Here is a 20,326-nt window from a genome sequence, read left to right on the forward strand (position 1 = left end):
AACGACCGTCCTGTCAGATGACCTCTTGCTGCCCTTGGTGGAGCTGCTCCAGCTGCGCAGCCCAGTCAGCAATCACACCACAGCGATCAATTGGCGCAGCCGGACTTCCCGTTTACGGTCCGGGCCGAATCGGCGTCCTGGCCGAGGAAGCTCAAACCGGACCTGGCGGTTGGGGTTGTCGGCGTTTGTGTCCGCCAACCTCCGCTGAGGCAACCGGCACATTTACCAACGAAGCCTTAGGCCGTGTCCGCAAAGTCCCGCCTGGCCCGCGACGCCTGGCACTTCCCCAAGCTCTCGGCTTCGCTCGAGCAGGGGATACCCCAACGCTCGCTGCGTTGTCGGGATCGCCCACGTAGACCCACTACGAGGACGACCCTCCGCCTTGCGATCGCACGCACCAGACGCCGCGGGCCCCGCCCTCCGGGCGAACGACGGGACTTTGCGGACACGACCTAGCGGCACAAGTCCCGAGTCGCCGCGGCAGCGGCCCGACCCGGGGGTACGACCGGGAGCAGCCTCATCGCTCCTCCAGGTACGGTGCCAGGTGATGCAGGCGAGTGTAATAGTCGGGATGCGAGGACAGAAGCTTCTCTGACACGCTCGGCCTACGACCGCGAGCTGTGGCCCCGGTGTTCATCGCTGCCGCGCTGCCGCACCCGGACAACGCGGAAGCCGTCACACGTCCGCTTTCCCGTTCTGCCGCCTGCATCATGTGCAACACCTCGGCGAGCATCGGTCCGAAGCCGGCCGCTGCCGCATGGTGATCAGCCCGCAGCTCGACTCGGCGCGCCACAGCGGCGAGCAGGTACGGGGTAACGGCCAGCGGCAGGGCGACGAACCAATAGGACAGTGCGACCACCAGCAGGATGCTGCCCACCGTTAGGAGCAGCACTGCCGCCCAAAATCCTATGCGGCCACGAACAATGACGGCGACGAGTCGGATAAGCCCCCGTACTGCGGACCACGCGAGCCGTGCCGGAACCGCGTACCACTGCCCCAGTAACGAGGACCATGCATGACCACGAACATGGTGACCCAGTTCATGGGCAAGGACCGCGGCCAGCTGGCCGCCGGACAGTCTCTCCAGCGCAAACCTGGTAACGCCCACAATGTGGCCCGCCGCGGCCAGCGCGTTGAGACGATTGCTGTCCTCGATCCACAACTCGTAGGCGCGCCCCTCGATGCCCGTCCGGGCTGTCACTTCCCGCCACAGCGGTGCCAGCCGGGCCAGTTCCTGCGGGGTGGGGTGACGGAGGTTCAGCAGATGACGGGCCAGGACTCTTTCGGTGGGCCGGTGAAACGCCATGGCGCCCGAAACGAGCCAGAGCAGACCCCCCAGCCAATCCACGGCAGGCAGCAGGGCGTGGGAGAGCACCGCCACAATGACCAGACTTACGAGGAACGAGGGCAGATATAAAAGCAGCTGCCCCCAGGCCGTGGCATCAATGCCCCGCTGTCGCTTTGCGAGGTGCACCCGCCCACGGCGACGGAGTTCCTCATGCGGCGGGCGCCTCCCGGCGCCCGGATCGGACCAGTTTTCCGATTCGCCGATGAGGTGGCCGGCGTCAGGCTGCGCCACGCTACCCGGGTACTGCGACAGGGGTGGAACGGCCTCGCCCCGACAGCGCGGAGGCGGAGACGCCACAGCATCCGGGTAGGCCGAAGTATCGGCACGGGAAGCGCGACCCGAGCGGCCGGGATCGGGAGGAGTGATCATGGTCTCTTCCTGTGTATACGTACGACCGGAACGTGACGGCGCCATGAGAAGCGGGTCGGCGAGGGGCCTTCAGCCAACGAGCCGCGCGATGGGCAAAAGCAGCATTCCCACGCAATAGGCGCCCAGGCCGGCACGGATCCACCGGTGTTTGGCGCCGACGATGTGGCTGTTCTGAGCCAGCGCCTCGAGTATTCCCTCGGTCTGATGTGCTTCGGTGACGGCGAGCGCCTCGGCGAGCCGGCAGTCGTTCGTGGCCCGGCGGATGTCTCCGAAGTACGTCAACGGCCGCCCAGGAGACCACTGACGGGTGCCGTAACGGGGCACAACGGCGAGGAGCAGGCATACCAGTGCCCCGGCCAAGGCGGCCATGGCCGCCCACAACAGCGCACTCCCGGCGGCGGAGAGCCGTAACGGAAAGCGCCCTCGGGCCGTGAGCAGACCGACGAGCAAGCTCACCGTCATGCTCATGACTCCCAGAAGCAGAGACGCCTTGCTGTCCGCACGGGCCGCCTCGGACCGCAGCTCCGTGAGTAGACGGGCCCCCGCAACCGGAGCTTCGGTCCCATCGCAGTTCATCGCTCCTCCTCGGAGCTGTCGGCGGGCGCCCCGTCCTGCTCCTTGCGGAAACGCACCGGAGTGTCATCGGTCCCGGCCCAGGACAGGGCGTCCGTTGTGGCAGGAGCTGCACCAGTGATGTTGCGGGCGAGGAACCCCTCCATGATCTCCACGGCCTGCTTGTTGAGACCCGCCCGCTGGTAGTCCTCCAGGTTCCCTTCCTTCAACACCAGCAGGGCGACCTCGGACTGGTTTCGGATCAGGTCCGCCTGGTCCTTGCGCAGGTTCTCCAGCACCAGCCGCGAATCCTCCGGGTGCTCCGCCAGATGCAGGGCCCACATCGCCACGCCACCGCGCTGGAGGTACTGCTCGTAATAGCGGATCTTCGCTGCCTCCAGCTCCCTCACCTTTTCCTGCTGGCGGCCCTGCAGCATGACCAGCTCATGCTCGTGCCTCGCCTGCTCCACATTCCGCTCCGCCCTGGCCCGGTCCTCCTGCAATGCCAAGCCATGCGACAGACCCAGCTGTTCGTCGGCGTACCGGATGCGACGGACTTCCTGCTGATGGACGATCGCGGCATCATCCAGTCTCAGCCGGACGGCCCACGACGTGCGCAATCCGGCTTCGCCTCCCAGCTCACCAGCGCCGGCGATCGCCCGGCACACGGCGCGTTCGGCACCCGCGCTCTCCTCGATGGGGAAGCCGCGGCTGACCGGGCGAATCAGTCGCTCCAGGCGGCGCTTCAAGAGGGCGGGCACGTCCCGCTCTCCGCTGGCCACGAACTGTTCCGGCCGGGAGACCTGCCAGGTCAGCTCCACCTCTGCGGTGAAATCAAAGGCATCGTTGTCGCTGGGCATCGGCAGCGAAGCGGTGCAAGTGTGCACCCCCATGTCGACTTCATAGACCGCGGTGTACCGCCTGACGGCGAACAGAGAGCGCGCTGGCCGGCGGGGCGGCAGATAGACCTCGAAATTCCCCTTGTCCGTGGTGAAGACCAGCGCGTTGTCGATCCGGCTGTAACCCCTGCGGTGGTCGAAACGGGATAGCTGACGCACGGTCAGTACGGGGTCCGCCAGGTCACTGTGCCGGTCCGCGCCCTGGTACCAGTCGGTCTCGCGACGGAGGTCCGCCATGGCTTTTTTCTCCTCACTCAGTGGTGATCCGGAACTTGATGGCCCCCGGCCGCAGGCGCGGCCGCGGCGCCTCGCAGCACGGCCATCAGACGGCCGACCACCGCGGGCGGGTCGCCCCCGCGTCTCCCGCACAGCGTCCCGAGCATGTGATCGAGGCGCTTGCGGTCCTCAGTGGACGCTGCGAGCGTGGGAAGCAGCATGGTCAGTTGCCGCTCGGTCTGCGGATCGCCGTCCGCCTCGAGGGCCCAGCCGGCCAGAGCCTTCAACGCATCGGTGGTGTACCGCAGATCGGCCAGGGCGGTCCGCCACAGCAAGATCAGCCACCGTGCGTCCTCCGCGTCCGATGAGGCGGCTTCCGCATACCACCGCAACAGCAGCCGGCTGTCGGCGCGCGTGCATGCGAGGACGAACGCGTGCAGCGCCAGCCGCCGGCCGGACGGCCCGTCCTGGAGAAGTTCCAGCAGCCGCCGCAGCACCTGGCTGCGCACCGGCGCCGATTCATCGCTCAGCAGCAGCGCGGCGGACTCGGCGATGTGCTGCGCCTCCTGCTCGTCGTCCCCGGTGCGGGCGGCTTCCGCCAACGCCTCCAGCGCTTCGTCGGGCATGCGGGGGCCCACGAGGGCATAGGCCCGGATGGCTGTCCAGCGAGGCCGCGGTTCGGCCTCGTCGTCGCACCAGGAGCGCAGAATCCGCGGGATGTTCGGGGCACCGACGGCGTACGCCGTCGCCAGAGCGTTGGCGGCGACGAGGCGGTCGCGGTAAAGCTTCGACTTCGCCCAGCCTTCGATGAGCAGGGCCATCGCCGACGGTAGGTCGGTCTCGGCCAGCACCGCAGCGGTCACTGCCGCACGGGTGCGCACCAGCGGCCGTCCGTCCTGTGCGAGCTTCCGGAGCCACGCGAGCAGAGCGGGCCGCGCAGAGGGGTGGCTCGTCCACACTTCGCGGAGGACCTCGCCGGCAGCTCTGCGTTCCTCGAAGCGGGCCATGCGCTGGAGCACGGGGCCCCACTCGGTGTGTTCCTCCTGCCAGTACTCGACGGCTCGGGCCAGACGCAGGCGCTTGGTGATGGACGTACCGAAGATGCCGACGCGGGGCTCCTTCCCGGCATCCTCGGTCCTCTGGAACTGCCCGTACAGGGAGTCGCTGAGCTCCGCGGTCAGGGCGTAGGCGGCCTCGTCGAACGCCGCCAGGGAGATGAGGAACGCCTTGTCCCGGAGTTGGGTTTCGTCGGTTCCGAACCATTCCTGGACCTGGTCCCGGACCAGCATCGGGCCGACGGCCGCCAACTTCTCATAGGTCATCGTGCCGTCCGCGTGCGCGGCCAGGGCCTCCGCGTACGCCGCCGCCTCGCGCAGCTGGTGGTCGTCCCGGCCGAGGAACTCCCGGGAGACCGCCAGGGCCAGCAACTCGTTCTCCTTCCGCGGGTCCTGTACTCGGGCGTGCAGGTGTGACCGGAGCACGGCCTGGGGCGACGGCGGCTTCCAATCGACGACGGGTACGCCCCGCAGGGTCGCGAACAGGTCGACGGTGATGACCATGTAGGCGTCCTTCTCCCGGAGGATGTCCCGCACGGCCCATAGGTCGATGTCGCGCAGCGGGTTCTCGCTGCCCGTCACCAGATCGCTGATGAGGTAGCCGATCGCATCGCCGTTCATCTCGTCCGTCAGCGCCGTCGGCCGGGTGTTGGGGTCGATGGCGCGTACAGGCGCGGCGCCCAGGGACCGCAGCAGCATCAGAGCGGCGCTGCGACGGCCGGTGAAGGGTGCACCGGACAGTACGAGAACCCGCTCCGCGCGCAGCCGGTCGCGAAGGGGGTGCACGAGTTCTTCGTACCCGGCGAACACCTGGGCAAGGTGCTCGAGTTCGGCAGGCGGGATGTTGCCGGAGGTGTGGGTGGCGGCGCCAAAGCGGTAGTGGTGCTCCACCTTGGTGCCGAGGACGACGTCGCCTCCGACGCTGCCCCCGCTGACACCGGTCTGAGCGCCACCGACCAGGCTGCCGCCGACGAAGGCCGGTACATGTTCGTACAGCTCCCGCCGGGCGGCCCAAGGGTCCTGCGGGCGATCGTCCTCCGCGCCGGTGTCTTCGTCGTTCGTCTGCCCCTGTCTGTCGGCTGCCGGGTCGGCGTCATCCTGGGACGCGTCCGCGGGCTTGTCACCGGCCTGCTCACTCATGGCTGCTCGCTCCGGCTCTCGCGCTGAGCACTGCCCATGATCACGTCGCCGGTGACGCGGCCGCCGCTGACTCCGGTCTGGTCACCGATGACCTGGCTGCCGCCGAACGACACGGTCCCGCCGTTGAACGTGATGTCCGCCCCGCCCCTTGCGGGCGCTGCGCCAGGCGCCTGCCCGACTGCATCGTCCTGCGTACCCGAGCGGTCGCTCCCGGCAGGCGGGTACTCCCGGGCTGGGGCGGTGACGCCGGACGGGAGTGGACCGTGCAGCCACAGCTCGAGCCGGTCCTTCTTCACGGCCACGGCAGCATGGTGGAACTCCTCCGGGCGCAGTCCGCGGTGTCCGTGACGGACCACGCCTTCGTAGACGGAGGGCGACACACCCAGCGCGCAGTCCGCGTCCCGCTGTGCGAGGGCCTTGCGCAGGACCTCGGAATCAAGCAGCCGGCAGGAATGATTGAGATCGTGGCCGACGAGCCCACCGACCGTGCCGCACTTCGGGTCGAAGGCGACCTCTCCCGCGGCCAGGACCATCCGCAGCCGCATCTGCGCACTGCTCGACGCCAGCCGGTTGTACTGGTGCAACGAATCCGGAGTAGTCGTCAGCAGGGCCCGGAGCAGCGCAGCTTTCGGGATGTCGGAACTGACCAGAATGATCAGGCCGTCCCCGCGGTCCTCGCGGTACTGCATGTTCTGCTCGACACCCGCCTCGGCGAGGGTGTCCTCCACTGCATTGTGCAGTTCCCGGCGCAGGCAAGCCTGCGTCACATCGTCCCGTCGACTGAAGTCCTCGATGTCCAGGAGCAGAATGGTGCGGTTGACGGGTTCTCTCAGGGCCAGGCTCATGCGTGCCTCTCGGACGGTCGGGCTCGGTCCGAAGCACTATCCCGCGGGGGTCTGACAGTGGAGTAGGAAAACCTGCACACAGCCTCTGTAACCGATGACACACAACTCGCGCTCGCTGCGCGACGTTGACTACCCGCCGCCTGCTATCCGGCGCAGCTGGTCCGGGCGGACGATCACCAGCCCCCTCCGGCTGGTGCGGACGATGTCGCGCTCCCGCAACTCCTTCAGAAGCCTCGCCACCGCCTCTCGCGAAGACCCGACCGCACCTGCCAGCTCGTGTTGGCTGAGGCCAGTGGTCAAGCGCACACCCTCTGCATCCCCCACCCCATGTGTGCGCGACAGCTCCAGGAGCAGGAGCGCCAACCGTTCACGAACCCCGAGGGCTCCTTGCTCCACACGCCGCCGGTCGCTGGCGCGTGTTCTGTCCCCGATGAGGCTGAGCAATTGGAGAGCAGTTTCCGGGAACTCCGCAAGATGGTCCAGGAACCTGCCGCGCTCGATCGCGACGGCCTCGACCTTGCCGATCGCAGTGACCATCGCCGAGCGTGGGCGGCCGCTGACCGCGGAGGCCTCACCGACGACGTCGCCCGGCCCTCGCAGGGCGAGTAGGGCTTCGTAGCCGTTGGCAGCGGAGTGGGTGACCTTGGTCCAGCCGGCAAGAATGATCATCACGTGGGTGGACGGTTCGTTCTGATGTACCAGAACGGACCGTGGGCTGTACTCCATGGGCCGACCCAATTCCAGCAGCGCGACGCGTTCCGGTTGTTCCAGCCGGGCCAGGAAAGGAACTTGGTCGTCGAGCCTGCCGGCTCGCGGTGGCGCCGCGAGCCGGGAGGCCGCGGGAACGGCCGCTGATCCGTGGCGCCCCCGCTCGGGCTCGGCCGTGCCGTGAGTCTCCACCCGCACTCCCCCCAGGCCAGGCAGCTCCGCCGTACTCCAGCGGATCCTTCCCCTCACTCCGCGCATCCAGCCTATGACAAGAGAAACAGAGCACCCCAGTTGCGTGCTTCCCCTGGCACCGACCTGCGGCTGGGGTCGGCCCCCGAGCGAACCGGCCTCACGAGCACCGCCCTCAGACGTGCCCAGGAAGCACCCGCCACCAAGATGCTCGACTGGGGCTTCGCTCACTGACCAGGCAGCGTACCCGGCGCTGAGCGGGCACCGCGCGCAGCATCGCGGGCCCCCGTTCGCCCCCACTGCGGAAGAGCGGTCGCTTTCCGCTCTCTAAATACAGAACTTTCTGTCCAAGGAGTGCAACGAGATTCAGTCCTGAGACACTCGGGCCACTGCTCTGCTCTTCGAGTTCACTCCGAAGATGTGCGATCCGCATGGGAGATCCGGTCGCAGAACGAGCGACCGTCCTGCCAGATAGTCTCTTGCTGTCGAGTTCAATCGGATGTGATCGAACTCGTCGTCCCGGTATTCAAGCCGCTCAAGACCAAGGTGTACACACAAGAGCACCTGATGATGATGTCGTCACCGATCTCAACCACCACCCCGATGACGACACTGGCCGTGTCAGGGCCCAAACGAATGTCACCGTCTTGGCCCTGACCCGTCCCCGGGGCCTGACGACTGGCAAGCCGTCACGCGTGTCCGGGGCCAGTGCGAAGACCTTGCCCGCGCTGCGGGGCAGGGTGGCACGGCCACTGCCTGAGGCGGCGATGAGCAGGTCGAGCACGAGCGGCCCGATCGCGATGCCCAGGAAGAAGCTGATGCTCAGTGGCTTGCCCAACGCGTCCTTGGCGAAGCCGCTCAGCGCGGCGAGGGCGAACGGCGCCAGACCGGCGACGGCGGCCCAGCGGCCGGGTGAGAAGTAGGCGATCAGTGCGGCGACGGCCACGAAGAGGGAGCTGAGTGACTAGCCGGGCCACTGGACCTGCCACTCCGCCGGGGAGCTGTTCCGAAGATGTCTGCCGCTCAGGCGTACAACTCGACGAGCACCATGCCGGGGTCGCCGTCGATACCATTTTCCGCGCCCCGCACAGCAGCGCTTCGTCCGCTCCTCTGCCGTAGCCATGACCAGCTCTCCTCCCGGCCCCTTTTTGGCCCGTGTCCACGGCCCGCGGGGAACCTCCGGCGCCGTAGTGGGAGTTGCCACCCGCGGCGGGGATACCGTTTGTGACGGAGAGCCGGAAACCGCCTTCACCCACGCCGCGGCCTGACATCCACGCGCCGCTGGTCGCGTGCCGCGGACCAGGCGACACCTCGCGCTTCGCGTAGGAGTACCGCGCCTTCCGTGACGTTGAGCTATCGATTCACTACGGTGGGTGCCTGCAGTTGCCAGTGACAGCTACAAGTTCGGCCTTGACGCCATCCCGCGGAGGCCGAGAGGAGACACCATGCAGACTCGCATCGGCGCCATCGCGATGGCTCTGACGGGGGCAGCCGTTCTCGGCGCCAGCGGCTCCGCCTTCGCCAACGCCCCCGCGAGCACCCCTCCAACCTTCCAGCAGATCGACACGGACAGGAGCGGCACCGTCAGCGAGCCGGAACTGCACGTGGCGGGGAAGCAGCAGGGGGTCTCCGAGTCCAATATCCGCAAGGCCTTCCACTTGGTGGACCGCGATTCGAACGGTCAGATCTCCAAGGAAGAGTTCAGCCAGGCGTCGCGGACGCAGTAAAAGCGGGGAATGGCGGTACGGTGCCTTCCGTAGCGAACGGAGGGCACCGTGCGCGGTCCACACTCCCGACCCTCGTAGTGCCCCCGGAGCCGATCCCGCTACGGCCCCATGACGGCGTAGGCCATAGTGCCGGCGACCGCGACGGTCGGCACAGTTCTCAAGCGTTCGCCCCGACAGTCGAGCAGTCTCCATTGCCCTCAGCTGCCCGGTCGGAAAGCCGCCTCAGCCCTCAGGGGAGAACGGTGACGGCTCCGACGAGTCGCCCTTGCCGTTCATCATGATGCTCGGCGGCCGCGCCTACGCAGTGGAGCCGGCGGTGTTCGCCACACCCGGGTGCACGATCTGTTGCTGCTGGTTTACGGACACGGAGTTACCCATCCGCCACCAGGAAGGGTGCACGTGGAACGGCCCAGACATTCCCCCGCGCCTCGGCCGTCGGCGCCGGCGGTATCTATGACGCGGGTGGAGCTGTGCCGCCGGGCAGAGACACGGCCGGCCCTGAGACCACCGCAAACGCCCCGTCCGAGGAAGCGCCTGAACCGATCCCGTGGCCCAGTTGGCGCGGCCAGACGTCTCTAGTCCATTCGTTCTCAACCAACGTCCTGGCCGAGGAAGCTCAGCCGCACCTGACGCCGCGGATTATCCCCGTTCGTGTCCGCCAACCTCCGTTAGGTCAACCCAAGGCTAACCGGTTGCTGCCCACACCAGGTCGGTGCTGTGGCCATCCCCTCCCGGACGGCCACAGCGGACGGAGGTCAGTGAGGCACGCAAAGGCCGGCGTAGCTGGTCCGCCGCGCTGGCATCACGGCATCCTTGCCAGCCGCCAAATCAGGAGTCGTAGCGCTTGGTCACCACCATCGTCGTCCCTGCGAGCACCGATCCCGCTGGTGTCTCGGCCCACTCAACAAGCAGCAGCGGCTTCTCGTCCACGGACTTCAACAAGTAGGCGATCTCGCCGGCACTCGGCGCAGCCGGGAGAGCGCAGCCGATCACCGGGCTGCCTGTTGCACTGGTGTGGTCCCCGTACTCTTCGTCAGGATCGTCCGGTTCCCAACGTCCGATCTCGATCTCCCACGAAGCGTCGTCATCGCCGGGTTCCGGCGCTTGGACCGTCAGGTAGAAGCCGTCAGAGTCGTACGGCTCCGCAAAGAGCTGATAGCTGGGGTCGTCCAGCGCAGCCCACGTGCCGCCACCCTGGGCGTGTGCCGTGACTAGCACCCGGAGGTCAGCGACAGCTTTCTTCCGCTCCTCCGCGGTGAAGCCAACCTCGCGGCGATCGAGCTGCTCGCGCGTATCGTCGCTCAGCGTGTCCATTCCGTCATCATCCCGCACGAAGGGATGGTCGAACTCCCAGTGGCGCTCGAGCTCCGGATCACTCTCCGAGAACGTCCCCGAGAAATCGTCGAGTGCCGCGCGCAACTCGCTCTCTTCTACTTCGAGTTCCGAACGGATCGCCCTGCTGACCGTGTCGGGCAGAGCGACCAGGGCACTGTCCAGGTCGGCAAGCGCCTGGTGAAGCCGCAGGCAGACGTACTCGTACCACAGACTGTGTGCGCCGCTAAGGAGTTCGGCTCGAGCAGAGGCGTCGCTCAGCGCCGCAAGGTGCTTGCGCGGGTAGTAGTCCACACGCTGCTCGCGTCGGTCGTGAATGCTGACAGGGACTGTAGCGAAGGCGGAAATCCGATTGAGAGCGTCGACGATCGGAACCGCAAGGTGGGATTCCCCAAGGCTCGTGACAGTTTTGGATACGACGCCGTCGGGGCCCTGGTAGGTCGCCAGAATCTGAGTTTTCCCACGGTTGGCATGCTGAGAGTAGATGGTCAAGGCAACACCTTTCGCCTGTCCGGCAGATGACAGCCGAACAGGATGGGTGCGTAGGGGCGTGGAAGGAGGCGGTGGCGAGGGCGCTTTCCGACGCTCCGTACCTCGAGAGATAATCGGCGGTGGCCCGGGCACTGTCCCAGGCTCCTTGCCTGTCCGCAGACTAGGCAGATGGACAGCGCGCCGCAAGCGGATCCTCGTCTTTGCACAAGCCGGGTGGCCGTCGAGAACCCTAGGGCCCGTCTCCAAAGGTCGCTGAGTGATGGATCATGGAGGTGGCAGCGACAGGGAGCGGAGTTACTGGCCTTTCTGATCCCGCGGGCCGTCACGGGCCGACGCTGTGTGGAGGGCCGGAGGTAATCAACGGAAAATCTACAAGCCCCGTATCGGCATCTCCGGGCGTGACCTGCCACAGCGCTATGGGGCCGTGGAAGACGGTCTGAACCCGCTTCCGCTGTTACGCGCTCGACGACGTGTTCACCCGCACCCTGCAGCAGGTCCAGGCCCGGGCGGACGCGGCCGGCGGCATCGACTCGCTCGTCCAGATCGACTGCACCATCCTCCGCGCCCACCAGCAGGCCGCCGCCACGGGGCCAAAAAGGGGAGCCATTGGCAGGACGAACCGGGCGATCACGCCCTGGGCCGATCCCGAGGAGGGCTGGGGGTGCTCCGCGTCCCCGCATCGGTCCGGGCCAGCCACGCCGCCGACCTGACAATGCAATCACGGACATGTCTTACAGCTCTCGTGGCTTCTCTAACCACCTGCGACGACGCGGAGTCGCGCACATCATTGCGGAAGAAAATGATCACCAGCGACGTCTCGGCAGTCGCGGTGACAGGCCCCCTCGGTTCGAACGGGATACCCACCGCCGGCGCAACATCGTCGAGCGCTGCATCAACCAACTCAAGCTCTTCCGCGGAGTCGTCACGCAATACAAGAAGACCGAACCTCCTACACGTGCCTCGTTCCCACTCTGGGATAGATCCGCTTGAAGGCGGACCCTAGCCGAGTCGCTCCCCTTCGGCTGAGGCAGCCGGCGTGCTGAGCCTCACTCCCGGGCGGGATGCCCGTCGCTGCCGCCACCGATACCCGCGAGGCCGGCGCAGCGCCGCAACGTGAGCAGCTCCGACGACGCAACCGGTCAGGCTCGTCCGGCCTGCTCATGCACGGGATGGCTACACCGATTCGCGTAAATCTTCCCGCTGAGAAAACGTCAGCCAACGAGCAACGCGACACTCAGCCACGCCGTCCAGAGCTACACCTGACCAAGCTCAACCAGATTCGGAAGTCTCATCAGTAGTCGGGCAGGGGCCCTGAGACGTCACCTGCTGTACGGCGCTAGCCTCTCGTTTCCGGCGACGACCATGGAGTCGACGAGTATCTGCCAATCTTCCAACTTGCCCAGCTCTTCGGCAGTTTTGCGAATTTCCTTGAGCCAGCTGTCCGAAAGCCACGACTGTTTGACCGTGACACGTCCATCTTGAATGCACAGGTCGGATACCCATTGCACGCCGCGGGTAGCTTGCACTTCCTCCGGGAGCTTCCGCAGAATGCCGATGAGTGCGTCGACGGCCTTGACCTCCCCGCGAGCGGCCGGCAGCCAATCCTCGATCGACTCAACGAGGTCTTCAGCGCGAACCCAGTCGATGGGAAGGCCGACGACCTCGTTGTACGGACCTTGCACCCACGGAAGGGGGTCCGGTAGCAGCGCTGCGGCGGCCCAGTCGCCCCAGTCACGGTCGCGGTAGGGGCTCGGGTCGTCACTCAAGTAGCCAACAGCGTGGCGCAGCAAAGGTGGCCAGACGCTTCGGGCAGCTTCGGCCAGACGTTCATTCTCTGCACCTGCTGCGGCAAGACCGTGGAGAAAATTCGACATCAGTCCTGCATCTGCGCGAAGGGCGTCGAGCTGTTCGAGCACCGGTCCGACGGCACCGTTCTTCGCCAAGCCTTCGAGCAGGGCCCGCGCGGCGACGAGGGTGTGCGTCCCGCGGTCATCCGCGGTCCAGCCCTCGCCCTCCTGCGCGACCATGGCGCGTCGCTCGACGTCGAGGAACGCGGCGAGAAGCGTGGCTGCGTCGTCGGCGCAACAGTGGTCCGTCGACGCGGCTGCGCCGAGTCCGCGAATGGCTGCATCGAGAACCGCGATGTCGACGGAATCGCCCGACAGTGCCTGGAGGCGTTCGGCAACGTCGCCGGCAATCTGGACGTTCGGCCGTCGCTGGCCGTCTTGGTCCCACGGACCGATTTCTGCGCCACGGGCGGTCTCAAGCAACCAGTTCAACGCAGTCCGGTGGATGCAAGGGTCGAAGCGGCATGGGGCTGTCCAGACGACATCGCATCCACGCGCCAAATGTAGCCGAGTCTCCAAGGACGCCTTGCCAGCCATCGCAAGACCAGCCTCAGCAACAACCTCGATTGAGCCGTCGGCCGCTCCCAGCGGCGCTGCCAGTGCGGATGTAAGGAACGCCGGCACGGCGTGAGCCACGGCTCGGTCGGCACCAAGATCGAAGAACTGGCCCTCGTGACATTGGTCCTCGGCCTCCTGGAACGACAATGCGATGCCGATGACGAGCTCTGTTGCGAACTGCGCTTCGTTGCCCAGCGCCTCTATATCACCAGCGGCGGCTCGTTCGACCGCTGCTCGGACGACGTGGGCAACGGCATCCACATGCCGGGTCGGCACCAGATCTCCATCGACCTCCAGCAGGGCACGGCCTGCCGCCAGATCCGCGGCGATCTCCTCCGACGGGGGCGGCTCGTACTCGGCGTCATGCTTGGCCGAGCCCCAATACCGATTCTGCAACCGCAGCCTGGTCTGCACAGCCTCCTGGTGAGCCGCGTGCGTCTCTAGTGCGGCTCGCAGCTCAGGCGGGAGTTCAACCTCGATGTACATCTCATTGCCATGCTGCTTGATTCGATACTGGTCCGCGTCCAAACTGGCGGCCCAGTTCTTCGTAAGGTCCTGGCTGATACCAAGCCTGGAGCCATTCTCGACAAGCTTGCCGGCGGCCTTCTTCAAAGCCTGGGCACGCTCCTGCCCGCCGTGCATCATCAGTCGCATGGCTACCTCACGCGGTGTCCAGTGGCGACGTTCGAGGTTCGCGAGACCTTCTGTCTTTGCGCGCAGCCCTGAATACTCACTCGTCGTGCGGTCGAATTCTAACTCCCATACGATTGGTTCGGCGAGGAACGGGTCAAGTTCAGTGTCGACGCTCTCCATGTGGCGTACGAGCAGACCGAACAGCATTCCCGGAATTGCCAGGTTCTCGCAGCCATCTAGGAGTACCTCGACGACCCTTCTCGGTGATACACCCTGACTCAACCACGTGTCGGCGAGGCGTTCCATCGCCTGGAGCGCGCTCATCGCCGAGTATGGGCCGACCGACGTGCCCCGGTACCAGCTCCATACATGACCGTCACCGACGTACAGGCGAGCAGTGCCGTCAATGTTCAGAATCGCACCGCGGTCTTCGCCCTCTCCCGTCTCCATATCGCCATCAGCGCCCTCGTCCCCCTCCTCAAAGGGATCAGTCAACGCGTAAGGCGGACTAGGCCGCGACAGCCTTGCTACGCGCGCCCGCGCACCGCTATTCAGGATGTTGTTCAACACCCGCACCGAAGTCGCCAGCGACGCTGTCTGGAACAGCTGCCAGAACCCACCGAAGTAGTACTGGAAGAACGGTGGTCCGATACCGGTCCATCGGCCCTGATGCCTCCGGACACCCTCATCTCGGTGCGAGCTTGGCTCGTCGTCGATGTAGTAGGCCGCCATCAACGTCGCCAATAGCTCCGGGTCCTTCTGCGCCACGGCTCGGGCGCTCAACGGCGAGTCCGCAGCCGGAGCCAGGAACGCTGGTGCATTTTCCGCAATGGCTCGAAGGCACCTTTCGACGGCATCATCGATGTCCGGACCGAGCAGAGCCAACGTTTCGACGAACGCCTCCTTCGTCAGGTGGTAATCCAGCTCGCGTCGGCGTCGCCGACGCTGCGCCACCCAACCAGACGGCGTGTCCCCGCTGGTCTTGCGTCGAGGGAACGAGTTCCAGTAGGCAAGAAGACGGTCCCGAAGTCGGATTCGTAGTTCGTTTCCAACCGGAACGTCCGCTAGGGACAGGGCTTGCAGCCAGTCCGTGAGCAGTTCGAACGACTCCTTCGACACGTCCCACGGATTTTCGTCATCAAGGAGGAACTGCACAACGGGGTTCGTGACTAGACGGTCGACCAGCCCGTTGACCTTATACCGCTGCTGAACAACTCGAACCACGTCTCCGAGCACCAGGCCGACCGACTGATCCGTGCACGCTGACTTCAGGCATTGGTACGCGAATGGCGTCTCCAGAACCGCCTCCACTGGAACGTCAGTCCACCGGGGTCCGCGTGCTGCCGCGAACACCTCAAATTGCGAGCGAAGTTCGATGAACTTCCGTACGGGGCGAGCGTCCGGTGCTTTCAGTAGTCCCTCGCACGCAAGAGTGGCGGCCGACAGTGCCCACCGCGGTGCTCCCGCTGCCTGCAGCAAGTCGACGGGGCTCTGACCACGGACGAGAAGGATGGCGGTCGCGTACCGCCGGACCTCGTCATGTGCAAAGTCCGGCTGGTTCCGATACCGGCTCGGTGGCGCGAGCAGATGATCCCGACGCAGCGCGTCGACCGCTGCGGCATCGACGCCTGCGCCAGGTCGACGGTCCTCGGGCAGCTTCATAGTCTCTGCGGCTACCGCGAGCAGTGTCTGCTCACGTGCCTCCGCCGAGCCGACACCGGGCCGCCCATCGCCCCGTACAATCCTGCTCCACACCAGATCAAGGCACTCCCACTCACCCAGTGAGCTATCAGGCTCCGCCCCGGTCCGAGCCAGAAGGTCCAGTACAACGGGCCTTCTCAGCAACGAGTTCACGGGCAGGTCTCGCAGGACCGTACGCAAAAGCGGAAAGTGGTCTGACACGACGGAGATGTCCTCATCGCCCAACGGCCGCATCTCAAAAGACGAAATGGACGTCGGGAACCCCAGCTCCACCTGCTCCCGCATGAAACCCAGTGCCACGTCAGATGTCACCGCAACGAGCCCAACACCCGCCGCAGCCGCTGTCAGCACCAAGTCACTCAACAGGCCAGCAGACCGCTCCAGAGCGGCATCAGCCGCGTCGATGACCAGGACTCGAGAAGGTGCCGATGTCTCCGCGAGCACGTCCTCCAGCGAAACCCCGAGCGCAGCTCGCAGCTCCAAACTCGACTGCGGCATGCCACGGAAGTTCACCACCACCCCCTGGAACCCGGCAGGGTCTGCGGCTTCCAACTCTGCAACGGCCGACAGAGTCAGCGCACTCTTACCGATGCCCGACTCGCCAGATACCAACAAAGCCGAAGCACGGGTACCGGCCTCGCGCAGGGCGTCAACGAGTCGTTCGCGGCGGTCGGCGAACGAGATCTCGACCGGCCCTCCAGACGACTCATCACCGATAGTGGCCCGCACACCGGCAACGGCCAACTTGCGTTGCTCAGCAAGCACCGACCACGGGTGCCGACTTCGAGTCGCACCCGAGTCCAAGACCACGTGAATGTCACGGCGGAGCACCTTGAGGTCCACCACAGCGCCAGTCGCGTCGTAGCGGGTTGCCTCGACCTCGAGACGGTCCCGGACCACCACCCCGTCGGCGGCAGCCGAGGCCACGCTGTCCAGCGACGTCGCGACCGCTGTGCGGTCGCCTTCGTCCGGGCTCTGAACCGCAAAACCGAGGATGTGCAGCCGGCCAAGTAGCCGCCACTCCAGCCGCAGGATCTCTTCCTGCGTTGTGTCGTCTTCGACGGCCTTCTCGACCATCTCCAGAAAATGCTCATGCCGCTTACGCACCGGCTTGGACCAGCGGCGATCGATGTCCATGGACGCTTGGAACGACTGCGGGTCGGCATGAGCACGCGCGATGCCGCAGAGCTTTGCGAGCTGGTCCCACTGATCGGACCGACCGGCGGTCGCGACGGCGACCTGGTGAGTGTCGGCGTCGAACCTCTCGACCTCGGCGAGCAGCGACCCGACGAGCTTCACCGTGTCGCCATGACTCTGGACGAAGTTCGGCGTTGCTCGACATGCCACGGCAAGGATGACCTTGGCTGCCCCAGCGTCGCATTCGATCAGAAGATCGTCCACCGGGTGCGCCGGACCGGTTTGGAACGACACCCTCCGGACCGGCAGCTCAGATGCCTCCGCCCGTCGTGCGCCAGTCAACATGCCAGCAAGATAGACAGCCGCGACGCGGTGCGCGAACGAAACACCACCACCGCCGGTCGCATAGGTGCTCGATCCTCGCTCAGTCTCACTGGCCGCGGCGGTGGCGCCCCCGGCGGCGGCATCCTGAGGAACAGCGGCGAGTGCGGATGTCGTCTCGTCTTCGGACCGAGCAGCATCCGGCGCAACGGGCTCGTTCATGTGTCCCTCGGCGGCATCGTGGATCAATGGCCGCACGGCTCACCGTGGCGGCATGTCGAAAACCATACAGTCCTGTCGCTACATATGTGCATGTAGTGGTACCTGCATCCTGGACAACACCTTCTGACTTGTTCACGTCAATCTGGGTGGAACGGCACACCTGATCCGTCATGTTACGGCTGGCTATCCGGCAAGAAACCTCTCCACGGCAGACGGTCTCTCCGGCCCCACCGGCATCGCACGCTTGTGCAGCGTGAGTCCGAGTGAAGCGTCACCACGGGCGGCTGCCCACGCCTCGCGCCCGCAACTTAGGGCCACATGAGCGAGTGCAGCAGTGAACCCGCAGGTTCGATTCACCTCTTCTTGCAGATAGCCGATGTGGCAAGTGAAGCCAGGCGTCCGATTTCCTAGCCGATGGCGACGCCCCCCGCAGCCCCCTGGCCTCCGGCCCCCGTCATTCATGCCCTGGTGCCGGCCACGGGCAGACTGCGCAGCGTTAGCCAGGCTCGTTTGGTCCGGCCGCACTTTCGACTTACAGTCGGGCGCCGTCGTCAGGCAAGGAACGACAGCCGAACCTGCCGACGAGGGTTGTCCTTGTTGAGATCGACCAGGCACACAGACTGCCACGTGCCCAGGGCGAGGGCGCCGTCGATCACGGGGAGGGTGGCGTGTGGGGGGATGAAGGCGGGGAGGACGTGGTCTCGGCCGTGGCCGGGGGTGCCGTGGCGGTGGCGCCAGCGGTTGTCGGCGGGGAGCAGGTCGTGGAGGGCGGCGAGGAGGTCGTCGTCGCTGCCGGCGCCGGTCTCGATGATCGCGATGCCGGCGGTGGCGTGCGGGACGAAGATGTTCAGGAGGCCGTCGCGGCCGGCTGCCGCATCGGCGAGGAACGCCGAGCAGTCGCTCGTGAGGTCGTGGACGGTCTCGGACGAGCCGGTCGTGATGTTCAGTACGCGAGTGGTGAAGGGGTTTGCCATACCACCATGATCGGCGATCGGTGGAGGGGCGCGGGACCTGACACACGGCCGCAATAAAGGACCACTGGCCGAGACGGCGATTGACCTGGTTCCGGCCACGCGGCTACGTTCAGCGGCATGTCTTCGTCAGCCTTGCTCACCACGCGCGGTCACATCGACCTGCTGCGGGTGGCCTCTGCCGCCTGTCGCCGCGGCGGCGGCTGCTCCTGCTGCTGACGAGTTTCACCTCTTCGTTTCACCCCCTTTCTTTCGTGCGCGCCTTCTCGCGTTGCGCGTGTTTTGCCGTGCTTGCGTGCGGCCTGGACTTCATCCCGTTTGCGGAGTTTTCATGACGCCTGATCAGGCTGTACTTGATCGAGATCGATCAACCTCTTTGCCGCCCGATAAACCCGATACATCCGATACCTCAAGCGGGCCCGAGCTCGTCGCTCTTGTGCCGGTCTCCGCTCGGCGGCGGTCGGTGCCGCGGTGGCTGCGGCGTACGACGGGGCCGGTGGGTCTGGTCGTGTTGTGGCAGGTGCTGAGTGCGACGGGTGTGCTGCATCCCGATGTGCTTGCCTCGCCCGGCACCATCGCGGGTACCGCCGCGGGGCTCGTCTCGGACGGGACGTTGCCGTCGGCGATGCTGGTGTCCGTCCAGCGCGTCCTGGTCGGGCTGGTACTGGGCGGCATCGCCGGCATCGCGCTGGCGCTCGCCTCCGGGCTGTCGCGGCTGGGTGAGGACCTGGTGGACGCGACCGTGCAGATGCTGCGGTCCATCCCTTGGGTGGGCGTCATCCCGCTGTTCATCATCTGGCTGGGCATCGGCGAGGCGCCGAAGATCGCGTTGATTGCGCTCGGCGTGGCATTCCACCTGTATCTGAATGTGTATGCCGGAATCCGGGGCGTGGACGCCCAGTTGGTCGAGGCGGGATCCTCGCTCGGGCTCGGCCGGTGGGGGTTGATCCGGCACGTCGTCCTGCCCGGCGCGCTGCCGGGTGCGATGACCGGGCTGCGGTACTCGCTGGCCACGGCGTGGCTCGCGCTGGTCTTCGGCGAGTCGGTCAACGCCGATGACGGCATCGGCTTCCTCATGAATCAGGCGCGGGAGTTCTTCCGTACCGATGTGATCGTGGTCTGCCTGATCGTGTACGCGCTGCTCGGACTGCTCGCCGATTTCCTCGTCCGTACTCTCGAAAGGCTGTTGCTGCAATGGCGACCGACGTTCACGGGGCAGTGACCCCGAAGACTGCAGACGGTGCTTCCGCCGCCGTGCGTGTGGCAGGACTGACACGTTCCTTCGATGGGCGAGCGGTGATTGATGGTCTTGAACTGACCGTGCAGCCCGGTGAGTTCGTCGCGTTGCTCGGGCGCAGTGGGTGCGGGAAGTCGACGTTGCTGCGGGTGCTGGCCGGGCTCGACCGGGAGATCGAGGGCGAGGTGTCGGTACCGCGCCGCTCGGCCGTCGCGTTTCAGGCGCCGCGGCTGATGCCCTGGAAGAAGGTGTGGCGGAACGTCCTCCTCGGGCTGCCGGGACGGCCCGAACGGGCAGTGGCCGAGCAGGCGTTGGGCGAGGTCGGACTGTCGCACCGTACCGACGCCTGGCCGAAGACGCTCTCCGGTGGCGAGGCCCAGCGCGCTTCGCTGGCCCGGGCGCTGGTGCGCGAGCCCGACCTGCTGCTGCTCGACGAGCCGTTCGGCGCGCTCGACGCGCTGACCCGCATCAAGGCGCAGCGACTGGTCGCCGAGCTCTGGCGGCGGCGCGGCTGCGCGGTGCTGCTGGTCACCCATGACGTCGAGGAGGCGCTGCTGCTCGCGGACCGGGCGGTGGTGATGGACGAAGGTGTCATCGCGTACGAGACCGCCATCGACCTGCCGCGGCCGCGGGACATCGCGTCCCCGCGCTTCGCGGAGCTGCGCGCCCGGCTGCTGGACCGGCTGGGCGTGGACGGCCCTACGGACAGCCCGGCGGACAGCCCGTCGAGCAGCGGCCTGGCGGACGGTCCGGCGGGGGATGGTCTGGCCGACGCGGCCTGACCCCCTGGCGAGTAACCACCCCTTCCCCCGCTCACGAACCGAGTA

At 66.5% G+C, this 20,326-nt stretch carries 15 protein-coding genes; 5 read left to right on the forward strand and 10 right to left on the reverse strand.

Annotated elements, in window-relative coordinates; translation table 11 throughout:
* Positions 1-517 precede the first annotated feature (517 nt).
* The 7 genes from IG84_RS0111365 to IG84_RS41095 all read right to left on the reverse strand — a co-directional run bounded on the left by IG84_RS0111365 (position 518) and on the right by IG84_RS41095 (position 8,267).
* Entirely contained in the window at positions 518-1,579 is a 1,062-nt protein-coding gene (locus IG84_RS0111365) for a M48 family metalloprotease (protein ID WP_342668418.1), read from the reverse strand.
* Positions 1,580-1,786: 207 nt separating this feature from the next.
* A complete protein-coding gene (locus IG84_RS0111370) occupies positions 1,787-2,293 on the reverse strand; it encodes a Pycsar system effector family protein (RefSeq protein WP_031054595.1) in 507 nt (168 codons plus the stop codon).
* Positions 2,290-3,405, reverse strand: a complete 1,116-nt coding sequence (locus tag IG84_RS0111375; RefSeq protein ID WP_031054597.1) for a hypothetical protein — start codon at positions 3,403-3,405, stop codon at positions 2,290-2,292. The genes IG84_RS0111370 and IG84_RS0111375 overlap by 4 nt, the downstream gene beginning before the upstream one ends.
* 17 nt (positions 3,406-3,422) lie before the next feature.
* The gene (locus IG84_RS0111380) at positions 3,423-5,579 is read right to left on the reverse strand and encodes a hypothetical protein (RefSeq protein ID WP_051861616.1); all 2,157 of its coding nucleotides are present in this window, start codon (positions 5,577-5,579) and stop codon (positions 3,423-3,425) included.
* Positions 5,576-6,424 (reverse strand): aromatic ring-opening dioxygenase LigA, encoded by an 849-nt coding sequence (locus IG84_RS0111385; protein ID WP_031054601.1) that lies wholly within the window; start codon positions 6,422-6,424, stop codon positions 5,576-5,578. The genes IG84_RS0111380 and IG84_RS0111385 overlap by 4 nt, the downstream gene beginning before the upstream one ends.
* A 129-nt stretch (positions 6,425-6,553) precedes the next feature.
* Positions 6,554-7,204 carry a Crp/Fnr family transcriptional regulator gene (locus IG84_RS0111390; protein WP_051861634.1) on the reverse strand — a complete coding sequence of 217 codons (651 nt, stop codon included), beginning with the start codon at positions 7,202-7,204 and terminating at the stop codon, positions 6,554-6,556.
* Between the two features lie 652 nt (positions 7,205-7,856).
* Entirely contained in the window at positions 7,857-8,267 is a 411-nt protein-coding gene (locus IG84_RS41095) for a hypothetical protein (RefSeq protein WP_157848856.1), read from the reverse strand.
* 499 nt (positions 8,268-8,766) lie between these two features.
* Between IG84_RS41095 and IG84_RS0111405 the strand changes: the two genes are divergently transcribed.
* Positions 8,767-9,048, forward strand: coding sequence for an EF-hand domain-containing protein (locus IG84_RS0111405; RefSeq protein ID WP_031054605.1), 282 nt, complete (start codon positions 8,767-8,769; stop codon positions 9,046-9,048).
* A gap of 828 nt (positions 9,049-9,876) precedes the next feature.
* Here IG84_RS0111405 and IG84_RS0111410 read toward each other — a convergent pair.
* Positions 9,877-10,872, reverse strand: a complete 996-nt coding sequence (locus IG84_RS0111410) for a hypothetical protein (protein WP_031054606.1) — start codon at positions 10,870-10,872, stop codon at positions 9,877-9,879.
* 470 nt (positions 10,873-11,342) lie between these two features.
* On the opposite strand from IG84_RS0111410, the gene IG84_RS39750 reads away from it, so the two are divergent.
* On the forward strand, positions 11,343-11,582 hold the full coding sequence (locus IG84_RS39750; protein WP_078648761.1) for a hypothetical protein: 240 nt from the start codon (positions 11,343-11,345) through the stop codon (positions 11,580-11,582).
* A 609-nt stretch (positions 11,583-12,191) separates the two neighbouring features.
* Here IG84_RS39750 and IG84_RS0111420 read toward each other — a convergent pair.
* Both IG84_RS0111420 and IG84_RS0111425 read right to left on the reverse strand, forming a co-directional pair.
* Positions 12,192-17,291 (reverse strand): ATP-binding protein, encoded by a 5,100-nt coding sequence (locus IG84_RS0111420; RefSeq protein WP_211266448.1) that lies wholly within the window; start codon positions 17,289-17,291, stop codon positions 12,192-12,194.
* Between the two features lie 551 nt (positions 17,292-17,842).
* Positions 17,843-18,265: a secondary thiamine-phosphate synthase enzyme YjbQ gene (locus IG84_RS0111425; RefSeq protein ID WP_031054610.1), complete on the reverse strand. Its 423-nt coding sequence runs from the start codon at positions 18,263-18,265 to the stop codon at positions 17,843-17,845.
* A gap of 117 nt (positions 18,266-18,382) precedes the next feature.
* Between IG84_RS0111425 and IG84_RS42780 the strand changes: the two genes are divergently transcribed.
* The 3 genes from IG84_RS42780 (at position 18,383) to IG84_RS0111435 (ending at position 20,281) form a co-directional block, all read left to right on the forward strand.
* Positions 18,383-18,481, forward strand: coding sequence for a putative leader peptide (locus IG84_RS42780; RefSeq protein ID WP_342668419.1), 99 nt, complete (start codon positions 18,383-18,385; stop codon positions 18,479-18,481).
* Between the two features lie 112 nt (positions 18,482-18,593).
* Complete coding sequence (locus IG84_RS0111430) at positions 18,594-19,484, forward strand: ABC transporter permease (RefSeq protein WP_245659310.1); 891 nt, start codon at positions 18,594-18,596, stop codon at positions 19,482-19,484.
* Positions 19,457-20,281 (forward strand): ABC transporter ATP-binding protein, encoded by an 825-nt coding sequence (locus IG84_RS0111435; RefSeq protein WP_051861618.1) that lies wholly within the window; start codon positions 19,457-19,459, stop codon positions 20,279-20,281. Before IG84_RS0111430 ends, IG84_RS0111435 begins: the two co-directional genes overlap by 28 nt.
* Positions 20,282-20,326 lie beyond the last annotated feature (45 nt).

Origin of the sequence: Streptomyces ochraceiscleroticus (assembly GCF_000720485.1) — a bacterium.
Classification (GTDB): Bacteria; Actinomycetota; Actinomycetes; order Streptomycetales; family Streptomycetaceae; genus Streptomyces; species Streptomyces ochraceiscleroticus.

Bases quoted from the DNA above. Each gene is read 5' to 3' on its own strand.
- IG84_RS0111385 (WP_031054601.1), bottom strand. From the start codon at position 6,424: ATGAGCCTGGCCCTGAGAGAACCCGTCAACCGCACCATTCTGCTCCTG.
- IG84_RS42780 (WP_342668419.1), top strand. From the start codon at position 18,383: ATGTCTTCGTCAGCCTTGCTCACCACGCGCGGTCACATCGACCTGCTG.
- IG84_RS0111375 (WP_031054597.1), bottom strand. From the start codon at position 3,405: ATGGCGGACCTCCGTCGCGAGACCGACTGGTACCAGGGCGCGGACCGG.
- IG84_RS0111370 (WP_031054595.1), bottom strand. From the start codon at position 2,293: ATGAACTGCGATGGGACCGAAGCTCCGGTTGCGGGGGCCCGTCTACTC.
- IG84_RS0111430 (WP_245659310.1), top strand. From the start codon at position 18,594: ATGACGCCTGATCAGGCTGTACTTGATCGAGATCGATCAACCTCTTTG.
- IG84_RS0111435 (WP_051861618.1), top strand. From the start codon at position 19,457: ATGGCGACCGACGTTCACGGGGCAGTGACCCCGAAGACTGCAGACGGT.
- IG84_RS0111380 (WP_051861616.1), bottom strand. From the start codon at position 5,579: ATGAGTGAGCAGGCCGGTGACAAGCCCGCGGACGCGTCCCAGGATGAC.
- IG84_RS0111425 (WP_031054610.1), bottom strand. From the start codon at position 18,265: ATGGCAAACCCCTTCACCACTCGCGTACTGAACATCACGACCGGCTCG.
- IG84_RS0111420 (WP_211266448.1), bottom strand. From the start codon at position 17,291: ATGAACGAGCCCGTTGCGCCGGATGCTGCTCGGTCCGAAGACGAGACG.
- IG84_RS0111405 (WP_031054605.1), top strand. From the start codon at position 8,767: ATGCAGACTCGCATCGGCGCCATCGCGATGGCTCTGACGGGGGCAGCC.